This is a genomic window from Dyadobacter sp. LHD-138 (genome assembly GCF_030929615.1).
Classification (GTDB): Bacteria; Bacteroidota; Bacteroidia; order Cytophagales; family Spirosomataceae; genus Dyadobacter.
The window spans coordinates 145,413-159,865 of sequence record NZ_JAVFVU010000008.1 but is presented as its reverse complement, the minus strand read 5'-3'; the positions used below and the strand labels follow the sequence as shown (position 1 = coordinate 159,865).

Annotated in this window: 9 protein-coding genes; 4 read left to right on the top strand and 5 right to left on the bottom strand. The window is 45.2% G+C overall.

Annotated features, from left to right (window positions below):
- Positions 1 to 2: 2 nt before the first annotated feature.
- The 5 genes from RB622_RS08335 to cobA all read right to left on the bottom strand — a co-directional run bounded on the left by RB622_RS08335 (position 3) and on the right by cobA (position 8,975).
- Positions 3 to 1,466 (bottom strand): rubredoxin domain-containing protein, encoded by a 1,464-nt coding sequence (locus RB622_RS08335; protein ID WP_308046100.1) that lies wholly within the window; start codon positions 1,464 to 1,466, stop codon positions 3 to 5.
- Positions 1,467 to 1,652: 186 nt separating this feature from the next.
- The gene (locus RB622_RS08330) at positions 1,653 to 5,216 is read right to left on the bottom strand and encodes a molybdopterin-dependent oxidoreductase (protein ID WP_308046099.1); all 3,564 of its coding nucleotides are present in this window, start codon (positions 5,214 to 5,216) and stop codon (positions 1,653 to 1,655) included.
- Between the two features lie 24 nt (positions 5,217 to 5,240).
- Positions 5,241 to 6,554, bottom strand: coding sequence for an MFS transporter (locus RB622_RS08325; RefSeq protein WP_308046098.1), 1,314 nt, complete (start codon positions 6,552 to 6,554; stop codon positions 5,241 to 5,243).
- A 67-nt stretch (positions 6,555 to 6,621) separates the two neighbouring features.
- Positions 6,622 to 7,983, bottom strand: coding sequence for an alginate export family protein (locus RB622_RS08320; RefSeq protein WP_308046097.1), 1,362 nt, complete (start codon positions 7,981 to 7,983; stop codon positions 6,622 to 6,624).
- A 233-nt stretch (positions 7,984 to 8,216) separates the two neighbouring features.
- Positions 8,217 to 8,975 carry a uroporphyrinogen-III C-methyltransferase gene (gene cobA, locus RB622_RS08315; protein ID WP_308046096.1) on the bottom strand — a complete coding sequence of 253 codons (759 nt, stop codon included), beginning with the start codon at positions 8,973 to 8,975 and terminating at the stop codon, positions 8,217 to 8,219.
- 279 nt (positions 8,976 to 9,254) lie between these two features.
- Between cobA and nirB the strand changes: the two genes are divergently transcribed.
- The 4 genes from nirB to RB622_RS08295 all read left to right on the top strand — a co-directional run bounded on the left by nirB (position 9,255) and on the right by RB622_RS08295 (position 14,398).
- The gene (nirB, locus tag RB622_RS08310; RefSeq protein WP_308046095.1) at positions 9,255 to 11,771 is read left to right on the top strand and encodes a nitrite reductase large subunit NirB; all 2,517 of its coding nucleotides are present in this window, start codon (positions 9,255 to 9,257) and stop codon (positions 11,769 to 11,771) included.
- A 147-nt stretch (positions 11,772 to 11,918) separates the two neighbouring features.
- Positions 11,919 to 12,272 carry a nitrite reductase small subunit NirD gene (gene nirD / locus RB622_RS08305; RefSeq protein WP_308046094.1) on the top strand — a complete coding sequence of 118 codons (354 nt, stop codon included), beginning with the start codon at positions 11,919 to 11,921 and terminating at the stop codon, positions 12,270 to 12,272.
- A 5-nt stretch (positions 12,273 to 12,277) separates the two neighbouring features.
- Positions 12,278 to 13,705 (top strand): ATP-binding protein, encoded by a 1,428-nt coding sequence (locus RB622_RS08300; RefSeq protein ID WP_308046093.1) that lies wholly within the window; start codon positions 12,278 to 12,280, stop codon positions 13,703 to 13,705.
- A gap of 18 nt (positions 13,706 to 13,723) precedes the next feature.
- Positions 13,724 to 14,398: a response regulator transcription factor gene (locus tag RB622_RS08295; protein WP_308046092.1), complete on the top strand. Its 675-nt coding sequence runs from the start codon at positions 13,724 to 13,726 to the stop codon at positions 14,396 to 14,398.
- Positions 14,399 to 14,453 lie beyond the last annotated feature (55 nt).

Here is a 14,453-nt window from a genome sequence, read left to right as displayed (position 1 = left end):
GTTTAAATTAAAACAGCAGCCGGAAACTGAATTTCTGTCAGCTCATTTTTTTCGGTGCCGCAAGTAGGACAGCAATAGGTTTGGGGCAATGCCTCAAAGGAAGTTTTTGGCGGAATGTTATTCAGGATGTCGCCGTATTCCGGGTGGTAAATGGTCATACAGTTCGGGCATTGATGCGCCGTCAGTGTTGCAGGGGAAGTGCTTTTTACCTCATCCTTTTCAAGGAAAAATGCTTCGGTGTTTTCGCTGGTTTTACGGGTGTTGTATTGTCTGCAAAGCCTTTCCAGTTGCCACGGCAAATGGATTTTAAACAATCCTTTTTGAAAGAGGATATGTTTTCTGCTGTTCGGGTTGAAATTTTCGGTAAAATATAAATCGTATACGCTGAACAGGGATAACTGTGCAATTTGAAATAACGGGCGTTTTCGGATCAGTACAGAGCCAAAAACCTCGGATTTGGCGCGTGTCTGGATGCCAAAACAAAGTCCGAAAGTCCGGGTGTCATTTTTTTCGACATACCGTACCAGATAATCTTTCAGGATTGTGCCGTCTTCGTTATGATCTTCTGTTTGCCAGGCAAGTTCGTTGGCCGCGTGGCGCACATTGATGTTGTGTTTGCCAAGAATACTGCTCCATGCATTACGATGTATATCTTCAATTCCTTTGATAATCAGTGATTTCCATGGAGTGGCGCATATTTCCCCAACACGTGTTTTAAGGCATAAAAGGCACAGGTCAATTAAAAATTCCACGGAAAAAAGTTCGTCCCGACGGTATAACCCAAGCCATGTTCTGGACTCATACCGGTTGAAACCCTCATAATAGGGTAGGGTAAAGGCAGGCAATTCCAGTTCCTGTGTTGCCGGGACGGAAATGTAATCTGTTTGCTTTTTTACAGCATCGTAGAGGGTTTCGAGATTTTGGCATCCCTCATTGAGCATGCAGTCCTCGGTAATCTTTGCGAGACGACCAATTTCATTGGTATATATCAATTCCGGCCAGCGGAACAGGTTATTGCTTTGTTTAGATCGGATGTACAGATACCAGAAATGCGGTTCAGGAGACGAAACAAAGTTCAGATTTCCGGTGAAAAACGGGGTGAAACTTTGGTTGGAATCCGAAATGTTGACTTTTAAAAGTGGTTGATAATCGAAGCTGTCCAGTACGGAATGGTATTCGTTTGCACCAAGCCATTGCCCCGTACGGAAAACTTCTTCACCACAGTAAGAGCTTATAATGTTGGGGTATGTCTCTGAATTTAGTTCATAGCCAACGCCCCGTTTTTGTAAATCTTTTTCAAGAAAACGAACAACTTCATAATGAACAGTCATCAGCAGCTGCTGACGGGCACCAAATCGTACTTTCCGAAGACCCGATTCCCAGGCGGCGGTAAGAATGTCTTTGAGATATCCCGGTGAAACGATGCCTCCCGGTAGATTGATTTTTATGGTGTAATAATCTCTCATGATGCGTTGGCGATTGATTCAATGATTGTGTCGATAATTGGTTAAATAATAGGGCGTTGCCCTATCCTAAGATATGTCGCCCTTTCAGGGCTTTCATTATTATTATGTCATAGCCCTGAAAGGGCGGTATATCTTAGCGATGGGCAACGCCCATCTATTGGTGGATTGGTGTTGAATTGGTGCCGTTCATATCGTTTCCAGCAAATTCATGTGTTCCAAAATTGCCCGCACCTCGGGGCGACAAGAACCACAACCAGTTCCGGCCCCGGTTTGCTGACAAAGTTTTTGAAAATCGCTACACCCTCCCTTGATAGCCTTTTCCAGATTTCCCTGTCCTACATTATTACATGAACAAACCAGCTTGCCTTCCATCGGATCTGCTTTTTGGCTTGCACGCAATAGTTGAAGGCGTTTTTCAGAGAGCTCTGTGCCTTTGGCTATCAAATCCCTGAATTCCAGGAACTCATTTTTATCACCGATCAGAATGGCACCAACCAGCCTGTCCTGATGCACGATACATTTTTTGTAATAACGTTTTGATTTATCAATGAATACAATTTCCTCATAGGTCGGATCATTTGCCGGTGTTTCCGTCATGCCGATGCTGCTCATGTGTAACCCCTCCATTTTCAGGATGTTCATGGAAACGCTGCCTTTGTAAGGCTGAGCGATGTCACCGGCGATGAAATGTGCCGCAACCTCTGCCTGTTGTTCCGCAGCCAGCGTAATGCCCCACATTTGCCCGCGCCATTCCGCAATTTCTCCCGCTGTGAAAATCGATTCGTCAGACGTTTGCATGTAGTCATTGACGAGAATGCCGCGTTTGTGTTCAATGCCCGCCTCGCGTGCCAGATCTATCGTCGGTACCGTTCCGATCGCCATAACAACAACCTGACAGTTTATTTTTCTTCCCGATTTTAACAAAATACCTTCCACCTTGTTATTGCCGTAGAAAGTAGAAACTTCATCATTAAAATAAATTTCGATTCCCCGGTCTGTCAGATCCTGGTATAAAAGTTCGCTGGCCAGCGGATCGAGCTGGCGTTCCATTAACCGGCCGCTGCGCTGGATTACCGTAACTTTTACATCAATTTTCCGGAAGGAAGCCGCCAATTCCAGTCCAAGGATACCTCCACCGACAATCACAGCATGCGAATCTGCCTGATTGATGAATGGCAAAAGATTATCCGCATCAAAACGCGACCTCATATTGAAAATCCCTGGAAGTTCAGGTACCCCTTTGGGCATAAATGCCTTGCTCCCCATACCCAGGATTAATTTATCATAGGTATGCTCATTCCCTTCGCTGTCCGTAACAATTTTGTTTTTTCTATCAATATGGGCGATGCTGATGCCTTTGTGAACGGTAATGTTCGAATCGGCAAACTGATCTTCCCGCAGTTTTACAAGTTGCTCCCAGGTTTGTTCGCCGCTGATGTAGTCCGGCAAAAGTACCCGGTTGTAGAACGGGAATATCTCTTTTGAAAAGACATGAATTTCATCTTCCTGATTAAGCGTGCGATAGGCGTTGATGAAACCCAAGCCAGCCGAACCAGCCCCGATAACAATTATTTTTTCAAAAGTTTTTTTATATAATTCAACCTCAACCGCCGAAAACTTGAAATCCGGTTCCTTGGACTTAGGATCCACCAGATTATTGGTCAGGTTATTGGCTCTGCCCAGATTGCTTCCCAGAATTTTCCCCCAGTGCATAGGCAGGAAACACAGGCCTTGGCGAACGTCATCGCTTAGTTGTGCCTTAACACGTACTTCTCCGCGACGGCCTTTTACAACCACCAGTGCACCTTCTTTGATGTTTCTTACCTCTGCGTCTTTTGGGTGGATTTGTAGAAATGGTTGTGGAATATGTTGTTTAAGTTTGGTAACCCGTCCCGTTTTGGTCATCGTATGCCACTGATCCCGGATACGGCCTGTGGTCAAAACCAGCGGAAAATTTTCATCCGTTGGTTCAGAAGTATTTTCATCAGCAACAGCGAAAATCTGTGCACGTTTATTGGCCGTGTAAAATGTGTGATCCGTAAACAGCCGTTTCGTGCCGACCGCATTGGCCGTGCTGATTATATTTTTGGAAATATTTTCTGCCGCAGTATGCAGGTCTTGCGTACTAAGCGGCCATTGCACACTGCGGTTGCTTTTTAACAGGTCATAATCAACACCGGTTACATCTACATTGGTGCTGGTCGTAACTTGTTTGTATTCATCATAAACCTCAGAAGTGTTTTTGTAATTAAAGGCCTCCCCGAAACCCATTTTTTGCGCGAACTTCCAAATGATTTCCGAATCCGGCAAAGCCTCTCCCGGCGCTTCCAAAGCTTTTGGCAAATAGGTAATGCGTCTTTCTGCATTGGTCATGGTGCCTTCTTTTTCCAGCCAGGCAGCAGCAGGTAAAACAACATCGGCAAAATGAACCGTGTCAGCCAGATTTGAAATATCCTGCACCACGACAAAACGTGCATTTTTCAATGCTTTCTCGGCCACATTGATATCCGGCATACTCACCAACGGGTTGGTATTAATAACCCATATCGCTTTCAGGCGGTCATCAGCCAGCGCTTCAAACATTTCGGTTGCCGTGAAGCCAGGTTTATGGGCAATCTTAACCGGTGCGTTCCAGAAAGACTCCATTTCTTCCCGGTGTGTAGCGTTGGTCACATCACGGTGCGCGGGAAGAATGTTGGCGAGTCCTCCGGTTTCCCTGCCTCCCATGGCATTAGGTTGTCCGGTTAAAGAAAATGGTCCGTTTCCTGGTGTGCCGATTTTGCCTGTGACCAGGTGAAGGTTAATCAACGAAAGATTTTTGTTAACGCCAATCACAGACTGGTTCAGCCCCATCGTCCATAAGGAAAGGAAACCCTTCGACTGACCGATCCAGTCGGCAGCCAGATATATATCATCAGGATTTATACCGCATATTTCAGCAGATTCCTGTATTGTTCTCTCAAAAACTTTTTCCTTAAAAAGCGCATAACCATCGGTATGGTCTTCAATAAACTGCTGGTTGATATAATTTTTCTCAACCAATATCCGGCCGATGGCATTGTTCAAAACAATATCAGTGCCCGGAACGATCGCCAGATGAAGATCAGATGAGCGTGCAGTATCCGTGCGGCGCGGATCTACACAAATAATTTTAACATGCGGATTTGCATTTTTATGTGCCTCGATGCGTCTCCACAAAATCGGATGACACCAGGCCGGGTTTGCACCCGTTACATAAAATACATCAGCCTCTTCAATGTCGTCATAACAAACCGGCACGCAGTCCTCTCCAAGAGCCAGCTTATATCCGACAACCGCCGAACTCATACAAAGCCTGGAATTGGTATCGATGTTATTGGAGCCGATAAATCCTTTGATCAGTTTGTTTACCAGATAATATTCCTCCGTAAGGCATTGTCCGGAAACGTAAAAAGCGACCGAATCAGGGCCGAATTTTTTTATGAATGTCTTAAAAACGGCAGCAGTTCTTTCCAAAGCTTCATCCCACGACACGCGTTGTAATGGCATGGACCGGTTGTGCCGCATTTGCGGGTACAACAACCGGTCCGACTGATCCATTACTGTATAGTGCAGGTTCATTCCTTTGGAACAAAGCATTCCTTTGCTGGAGGGATGTTCTTTGTCTCCCTCCAGACTCAGGCGTCCGTTCTCTTCCTTCTTTACAACTACGCCGCAACCCACGCCGCAATAGCAACAGGTAGATTTATAGGTATCAGAGGAAGTTTTCATACTCGTAAAAGATTATTGATGGAATTATGAATTAGCCGTTTCAAGCGTATTGGCTTCGGGTACCGCTGTTCTTATTTTGTCAAAATTGACTAAGGCTACGATTGCTGCCACACAGGCGATCGCTACGCCGATGTATACAAATGCCTGAGAATAAGTGATTGAGCTTGATTTGAAAAGAAAGCCGGCCAAAACTGCTCCAACATTTCCACCTGCCCCAACGATTCCGCTCACAGATCCGATCGCTTTCTGGTTTACAAAAGGAACAATTGAATAAGTAACACCATTGGCCATTTTCAGGAACATTGCGAAACACAACATGGTCGCTACTGCAATTACCAGACTGCCGCTCTGTGCGAACAACGCGATACCGATTCCTTCCAAAGCCAGCAAAAGCGCAAGCAGACGGCCTTTTCCAAGCATTCCATATTTCAAGCCGACTTTATCAGCCACGATACCTCCCAATGCCCGGGCAAAAAGGTTCATAAAGCCAAATGTTCCGGCAAGGATACCTGCTACTGCCAGTGAGGTGTCAAAGTTTTCAAAGAAGTATAAAGCGGCAATGTTATCAAAGGTGATCTCGATTCCGAAACACGCGCCGTAGGCAAGGAAAAGTGCCCAGGTACGTGGATCCTTCATCGCCAGTGTTAAGGTCCCTTTTGTTTTAACAGCAGATGCCTGGTTGTATTCCGGCAGTTCATCAAAGTTTCCAGCCGGCGTGTCTTTTGTGAAGAAATAATAAACAAAAGCAAAAATCAGAAGTAAAACACCCGGTACAACCATAGCCAGTCTCCATGCCGACTCAGGCAAATAACCTGCCCCTACGAATCCTGCAAAAACCAATGGCATAATCATGTTGGTAACTCCGCCACCCAAATTTCCCCAGCCACCGGCAACGGCGTTGGCAGTTCCTACGATCTTCTTGTCAAACATGACCGAAGTATGGTATTGGGTAATGACGAATGAAGCACCGATCACCCCGATGGCAAGTCTGAAAAGTAAAAAACCTTCATAGGAATGAACCAAACCAACGGTCATAACCGGGATGGAACAGATTCCAAGCAGCGCGGTGTAAGTTTTCCGTGGCCCCCAGGTGTCGCAAAGTTTTCCGATTGCGATCCGGGCAATAACCGTAGCCGCCACGGATGCAATAATGATATTCCCGATTTGTCCTTTCGTTAGTCCAAGATCGGTTTTGACTACCGTCATTAAAGGGGCCAATCCGAACCATCCGAAAAAGCAAAGGAAAAATGCCATCCAGGTCAGGTGAAAGGTTCTCATTTGAACACCTTTAACACTGAAAATATTTAGTTTCTGTAACGGTTTGTTTGTCGTTTCCATAGTTCAATGAGATTTGAGGCTTTTATAATAAGAGTGATGCGGCATTCAAATTCTTGAGGTATTCGGATTATTTAAGGAAATCAGGTTTGATGTTGATCATCAGATAGGCCCAGTTGGCCATCTTCTGCGGATCGGTTACGCCCTTAACCTGAGCCAGTGAATTCGTTGGTAAAAATGTGCAATATCCTCCCTGGAAACTTATCGTTTTTGTTAAATTAAAAGTGGCGATGATATCCAGTTCCTCGCCAAAATTACTGCTGAGTTTTTCGTCTTTGGTATTAATAACCTGCGAAGGGCTCGAAAACTGGTGAAGATCCGCCTGTATCGAAAGTTTGGGTGACGTTTTGATTGTGCTCGTCAGGTATAAGTCGGATAAGCCACCTTTTCCGAATCCGTTGGCTGCGTAGAAGTAATCCATCTGTCCCCAGAACTTGTGCGGCGTTCCGTATAGCGGGTCAAAAGTTTTATTTTTGGTACTTCCCGTGCCGCTGCCTGAGGTATAATCAAAACCGGGGCCCACTGAAATAAATTTATTTACATCATAAACTCCTTTCACTGAATACATATAGGCGGAAAGTTTAGCTCCGTCCTTATCCTTGCCCTGCTGCATGTACGCGCTTGCCGTCAGATTCCAGCTTTTCCCAAGTTTTGTTTGCAGGTACGGGCCGAATGTTACTCTGCTGTTTACCCCTTTTTCAAGGTTTTTCGTACCGGTCTGTGTTAATGTATATTTCTGAAAATCGTCTTTTAAAATAAGCAATGAAACGATACCTTGTTTTAGTTTTTTACTTGCATAACCAAACTGCATCGACTTGTACATCGTGCCGATTCCATTGGTTCCTGCCGGATATCCATTGGGTACACCGTTGTACAAAGTACCTGTTTTTAACTCACTGTTCTGGTTATACGCAAAACCGAAATGTGCGGTAAAACCCTGGTTGCTGTATTTAATTAAAGCAGCGTCATGTCTTCTTGCCTGTTGTAGCCAGTCCAGATTCCCAAGTAAACGGCTGTCATCATAAAGCAATTCCTGGCGCCCGATTTTCAATGAAAATTCTTTACCGGTTTTGATCTGGTTTGTGTCCAGTAAACTGATCTCTCCCCAGGCTTCATGCAACATAAAACCATTTTGAGCGGCATTGGTAACGCGGTTGTTGGTGGAGGCATCCTGTCCCCAGACTCTTACATCCTGCGCTGAAATGAAAAACAGTGTGCGATATCCCTTGTATCCCACATTCAATCGCGTGCGTTGCGATGTAAAAAATGCCGGTTTACTTCCTTTGGAAAGCGGTGATCCCTGACCGGAAAGTAGTTCGGAACGTGTACGGAGTTGTCCGGATATGCTCAGCTGTGCCATCGTTTCCGACGAGAAAAGTGCAGAGATTCCCAGTGCTGCTCCGGCAATAAAGAGGTAGCGAATTGTTTTCATTTGGATCATTGGATAAAATGAAAAAAGATAACCAGTGCCATTGGAATGGCTTAATTCAGACTTAAAGGCGACGTTGCGCGTTCAAGTAATTTTTTAGAATTTGCTTTATGTTCTTTTTTCCATTTTATTTGATCTGTTTATTTGAAACATGAACAATATCCCTTGAGTTTGAATAGCCCTGTTGGGATAATACTTAGCCGATTTGGTGTCCCCACACCTGATCGGCTTTTTTGCTAGGAAGCCAGATTTATACTCTGCAGATATTCCACCGCATAAGATGGATGCAATCCTACGACCTCTCCAAGTACGATGATTGCCGGCGTACCCAGATTATTTTCTTTTACCAGTCTTGGCATTTCCCAAACCTGGCCCATTACGCTTTTCTCGTCCGGGCGTGTGCCGTTTTGAATTACCGCCATCGGTAAATGCCCACGTCCAAAATATTTATACAGATCACAAATTTCGTTCAGTTTGTTCATGCCCATCAAAACAACGATTGTTGCTTTAGATTGAGCCGCCAGTCGCATATCATCAGATAACTCACCGTTTCTCGTAGTGCCAGTGATGACCCAGAAGCTCTCACTTACACCTCTTCTCGTTACAGGAATTTCCAGGGATGCCGGTACCGCGATGCAGCTCGAAACGCCGGGAATAACTTCGCAAGGAATATCATGATCACGCGCATACTCCATTTCTTCATGTCCGCGTCCGAAAACAAAGGAATCTCCGCCTTTCAAACGAACTACGTGCCCGCGTTTACGTGCCAGTCTTACGATTAGTCCGTTGATTTCGTCCTGAGAAAATGACGCCGCACCTACTTTTTTTCCTACATATATTTTCAACGCTTGCTCCGGTGCGAAATCAAGTGTTTCGGTGCTGACCAGCTCGTCATATAAAACGACATCGGCTGTCTTTAAAACCTTGATTCCTTTTAAGGTGATCAACTCTCCGTTTCCCGGACCTGCTCCCACGAGTGTAAGTTTCGGCTCCATCTCTTATATATATGTTCTGGTGAATATTAGAAATGTACTATACATAGTAAATGTTAACTATGTTGATTTATTGGTTCAAAATTAGCAGCAATATTTTATAAAACAATACTTTTGCCAAAAAATAAGTGTGTAAAATGATCATTAATAGAATATAAAGTTAGGAAAATAGAAAAACACAGTTTAATTTTGACATGTAATATTTGGTAGTGAATAAGGGGTATTATTGGAATATTACAATAAAACAACAGGGTTATTCAAAATTAATAGTTAATTGTAACTATGAAAGCAAACACAAACACGCATATCATTGTCATTGGTAATGGTATGGTCGGCTACAAATTCTGCGAGAAATTGCTAGCCAGGAAAAAAAATGATCAGGAATTTACACTGACGGTTTTTGGGGAAGAGCCTCGTGTAGCCTATGATCGCGTTCACCTTAGTGAATATTTTGCTGGTAAAACTGCTGATGATCTTACTATGGCCAGTGTGGATTGGTACGCTGAAAATGGTATCAGGCTGTTCCTTTCTGACCCTGTTGTAGATATCGACAGAGAAGAAAAACTGGTAAGGTCTCACCATGGACACGTAGTGCATTATGACTATCTGGTCATGGTCACAGGCTCCGGTGCGTTTGTTCCGTCTATTCCGGGTGTGGAAAAAGATGGTGTTTTTGTATACAGGACTATAGAGGACCTGGAGTTGATTCAAGCGTATGCTAAAAAGGCGAAAAGAGGTGCTGTGCTTGGTGGCGGTTTGCTGGGGCTGGAAGCGGCCAAAGCATTGCTTGATCTTGGCCTGGAAGAAGCGCACGTGGTTGAATTTGCCTCACGCTTGATGCCAAGGCAGATTGATGATGCCGGATCCAAGATTTTGCAAAGTCAACTGGAATCGTTGGGTTTGAATATTCATTTGGCTAAAAGTACGCAGGAGATTGTTGGCGGTGATTTTATTAAGGGAATGCAGTTTGCCGACAATTCCTTCCTGGATGTGGATATGCTGGTTATTTCAGCAGGTATTCGTCCCCGCGATGAGCTTGCTAAAATTGCCGGACTGGACACGCATCCTCGCGGGGGGATTGTGGTGGATAACGGACTGCGTACTTCGGATCCGTACATCTTCGCAATCGGCGAATGTGCTTTGGCCCACCATATGATCTACGGATTAATTGCGCCGGGTTATGAAATGGCTGACGTGGTTGCTGGTGCTTTGACGGGTACGGAAAAGGAATTTTTGCCGTACGATATGTCTACCAAACTAAAACTGATCGGAACGGATGTGGCGAGTTTCGGAGATCCGTTTGTGGAAGAGCCGGCTTGTAAGACAATTCGTTATGAAAATAAGGCGAAAGGCATTTATAAGAGAATAAATGTGTCGCCGGATGGTAAAGAACTTTTGGGTGGAATTTTGGTAGGTGACGCAGAGCAATACAACATGCTGCTGCAAACCTGTAAGAATAAAACAATACTTCCGCCTGACTCAGAAGACCTGATCCTAGGTTCAAGAGGAGGGGAAGATGCTGGTGCTGGCGTGATGAGTCTGCCTGATGACGCGCTGATTTGCTCTTGTGAAGCGGTGACGAAAGGTATGCTTTGTCATGAGATCGGCGAAAATGGTCACGCAACGATTGATGCGCTGAAAAAATGCTGCAAAGCCGGAACCGGTTGCGGCGGTTGTATTCCGATGGTGAAAGATATCATTCAGGGGGTAATGAAGCAAAATGGCCAATATGTGAGAAATGTGGTTTGTGAGCATTTCGATCATTCACGCCAGGAATTGCTTGATCTCGTGAAAATGAATGGCCTGAGAACTTATGGCGAGGTGTTGAACGAATTTGGACATGGTGATGGCTGCGAGGTTTGTAAACCGGTTGTAGCATCTCTCCTGGCAAGTCTTTGGAATGAAAATGTTTTGACAAAAGACCGTGCGCCAATTCAGGATTCAAACGACCGTTATCTGGCCAACATTCAAAAAGGCGGTACCTATTCTGTCGTGCCGCGTATTCCGGGCGGTGAAATTACGCCTGATAAACTGATTGTGATTGGGCAGGTTGCCAAGAAATATGGTCTTTACACGAAAATCACCGGAGGCCAGCGTATCGACTTATTCGGTGCGCATGTCAATGACCTGCCGTTGATCTGGGAAGAACTGATCGATGCAGGTTTTGAAAGTGGACACGCCTATGGAAAAGCGCTGCGGACTGTGAAAAGCTGCGTAGGTTCAACCTGGTGCCGTTTTGGTGTGCAGGATTCTGTTTCGTTTGCCATCGAGGTGGAGGAAAGATATAAAGGGATCCGGGCGCCGCATAAGTTCAAGTCGGCTGTATCGGGCTGCATCCGTGAATGTGCGGAGGCACAAAGCAAGGATTTCGGTATCATCGCTACTGAAAAAGGCTGGAACTTATACGTTTGCGGGAACGGAGGTTCAAAACCACAGCATGCGCAATTGATTGCTTCTGATGTGGACAAGGAAACATGTATCAAGCTGATCGACAGGTTCCTGATGTTCTACATCAAAACCGCGGATCCGCTGACTAGAACTGCCACCTGGCTGAATAAGATGGAGGGGGGTATTTCCTACCTGAAAGCTGTTGTTGTGGATGATCTTCTGGGGTTGGCAGCAGAGTTTGAAAACGAAATGCAGTCGCTGATCAATAACTACAAATGTGAGTGGAAAGAAGTGGTGGATAATCCTGAGCTACGTAAGCATTACAATCATTTCGTTAACGTGCCGGACAAAGATCCGACCGTTGCATTTGAAGAATTACGTACCCAAAAACGAGCCAGAGAATGGGCTTAAACCCCCAGGCCTGAAAGGCCGTAATACCTTAGCACCGGGCAACGCCCGGTGACTCTGGGTGAACGTTCGGGTGACTCCGGGTGAACGCCCGGCAATGCCCGGCGATTCCGGGTGAATGCATCGGAAACCAATCAAATCAGAAAAACCATGGAACCAACAACAAATACAAAAGACAGAATCGTTTGGCATTTAGCATGCAGTGTAGAAGATATTCCGGAGGATGGCGGCGGCTGCGCATTAATCGAAGGAAAGCAAATTGCGATCTTCAATTTTGCCCGCAGAGGAGAGTGGTACGCAACGGATAACGAATGTCCGCACCGTCAGCAAATGGCCATTGGTCGTGGGATGATCGGAAGCCAGGGCGAAGAGCCAAAAGTGGCCTGTCCGTTCCACAAAAAAACTTTTTCTCTTAAAAACGGCCAGTGTTTGAACGATGACGACTATAAGATTAATACCTTTCCTATTCTAATCAAGGAGAATCAGGTATACATCGGTTTGTAAACAGTATGGAGAAACTCGAAAGTCAGGTTGCGGATCGTCTCACCCGTTATTACATTGTGGCACTTACATTGGTAGCCATTCTCACTGTTAGCGGGCTTTTTCTAATACGTAGGACAATCAATAATCTCAACCATGACAGTCGGGTTGTCAATGTGGCCGGCCGCCAGCGGATGTTAAGCCAGCGGCTGACCAAACTTGCCATTCTTCACACTGAAGGCATCCCAACGGTGGATTCCGTCAAAATAGATTCCCTGCTTTCCCTCTGGAAAATGAGCCATGAGCAGCTGCTTCGCGGCAGGATCAAGATGGAGAGTGAGTTTGTAGTCCTGAAAAGCGACTCGATCAAGGAAATGTACCGGAAACTGGAACCGGTTTTTCAAACGATATATCAAAACCTTGTCCTGGTAAGCAGGGAAGGAGTTTCGGATAGTGACAAGAAAAAAGCGCTTCAAATCATACTCGCAACCGAGCCGGTATTTCTAAATCAAATGGAAGCCATCGTGTTTCAGTTTGATTCGGAAAGCTATGGACGGATCAGAATTCTGGAACAGATCGAATGGATTCTGGACGTACTTACGCTTTTGGTGCTTCTGGCCGAGGGGATATTAATTTTCAGACCCGTCGTGAACACCACACGACGGGTTGTTCGTTTGCTGGCAGAATCCGAGGACGCAATAAAAATGGCAAATGACAAACTGAAAATCACCAATAGCCGACTGTTACGCGCACAGAACGACCTGATAAGGAGCGAAGAAGAGAAATATCAGCTGCAATTATCTGAAAACCGGGTCCGGACGTCGGCTTTGATAGAAGGGCAGGAGGAGGAGCGGAAACGTTTCGCACTGGAACTGCATGACGGCATCGGACAAATGCTGACCGGCCTTAAATTACATGCTGAAAAATTGAAACAAGTGCAGTTTGCAGACGAAAAACAACGGTTTCGGTTCGATAAGCTTGTGTCTTTAATTCAGGATACCATACAAACGACCCGTCAGGTTTCTTTTAATCTGATGCCTTCCGTGCTGAGTGATTTCGGGCTCAATGCTGCGCTTCGCGTGCTTTGTGAGCAAACAGCAGACTTGTCGGGAATCCGGATTGAATTTGAAGGCGATAGCGAAAGGATTAAACTTAATGAAAAGATGGAAATTGGCTTGTATAGGATTGCACAGGAAGGGCTCAATAACGCAGTTAAACACGCCGGATCGGATAATATAAAGATTAAATTAGAACAAAAGATGAATCGGATTCTTTTGGAGATTGAAGATGATGGGAAAGGATTTTTAATTAGTAATTTAAAAAATAAAAACGGATCCTTTTTGACCAGAAACGGAATTGACAACATCCGGACGCGTACGCAGTTGCTCAACGGTGAAATGAAAATTATTTCCAAAGTGGATAAAGGTACCAGACTGGTTATCAATATTCCTGTGTAAATCATAAATCTGAACGAGATGCCAATACGTATACTTATCGTTGACGATCATTCTGTTGTAAGGCAGGGTATCATCACTTTGCTGGAAGATGAGGAAGATATCCTCGTCGTGGGTGAGGCATCCGATGGGGATGAAGTGATGGACAGTGTCAAAGCGTGTAATCCGGATGTCATATTGCTGGATCTTACAATGCCGCGTATGTCAGGGTTGGATGCCATTAAAACCCTCATGCCGGTGCACCCTCACCTGCGCATACTCGTCTTCAGTATGCACAACAATCCTGACTATATTCTCTCGGCAGTAAAAAGCGGAGCGGCCGGTTATCTGCTGAAAGATACCGGGAGGGACGAAATATTGCGGGCGGTCCGCAGTGTGGCTGCCGGTGAACTCTATTATCCCCCCAATGCCTCGTCCATTATCATTCGCAATCTTATTCTGCCCCAAAAGGAACAGGAAGAATCCGAGGTGAAAGTTATGCCCGGCGGGCCCTCTGTCTGGAATAAAATGACACCCCGCGAACAGCAGATTTTACAATGCCTGACCGAAGGCATGAGCAGTAAGGATATTGCAGAACATTTTGCGATCAGCTCCAATACTGTGGCCAATCAAAGAGCCAGTATTATGAGAAAAGCCAATGTGAAAAATACTGCTGAACTGATAGGGCTGGCGCTCCGCGACCGTCAGAAAGTTTAAGTCACCGTATTTGTTCAGATGAATCTTTATTGCAGATAGAATTTTTTTTAGTAAG

What these genes read in the sequence shown, in the direction of transcription:
- RB622_RS08335 (WP_308046100.1), bottom strand. Translation starts at nt 1,466, where the DNA reads ATGAGAGATTATTACACCATAAAAATCAATCTACCGGGAGGCATCGTT.
- RB622_RS08330 (WP_308046099.1), bottom strand. Translation starts at nt 5,216, where the DNA reads ATGAAAACTTCCTCTGATACCTATAAATCTACCTGTTGCTATTGCGGC.
- RB622_RS08325 (WP_308046098.1), bottom strand. Translation starts at nt 6,554, where the DNA reads ATGGAAACGACAAACAAACCGTTACAGAAACTAAATATTTTCAGTGTT.
- RB622_RS08320 (WP_308046097.1), bottom strand. Translation starts at nt 7,983, where the DNA reads ATGAAAACAATTCGCTACCTCTTTATTGCCGGAGCAGCACTGGGAATC.
- cobA (WP_308046096.1), bottom strand. Translation starts at nt 8,975, where the DNA reads ATGGAGCCGAAACTTACACTCGTGGGAGCAGGTCCGGGAAACGGAGAG.
- nirB (WP_308046095.1), top strand. Translation starts at nt 9,255, where the DNA reads ATGAAAGCAAACACAAACACGCATATCATTGTCATTGGTAATGGTATG.
- nirD (WP_308046094.1), top strand. Translation starts at nt 11,919, where the DNA reads ATGGAACCAACAACAAATACAAAAGACAGAATCGTTTGGCATTTAGCA.
- RB622_RS08300 (WP_308046093.1), top strand. Translation starts at nt 12,278, where the DNA reads ATGGAGAAACTCGAAAGTCAGGTTGCGGATCGTCTCACCCGTTATTAC.
- RB622_RS08295 (WP_308046092.1), top strand. Translation starts at nt 13,724, where the DNA reads ATGCCAATACGTATACTTATCGTTGACGATCATTCTGTTGTAAGGCAG.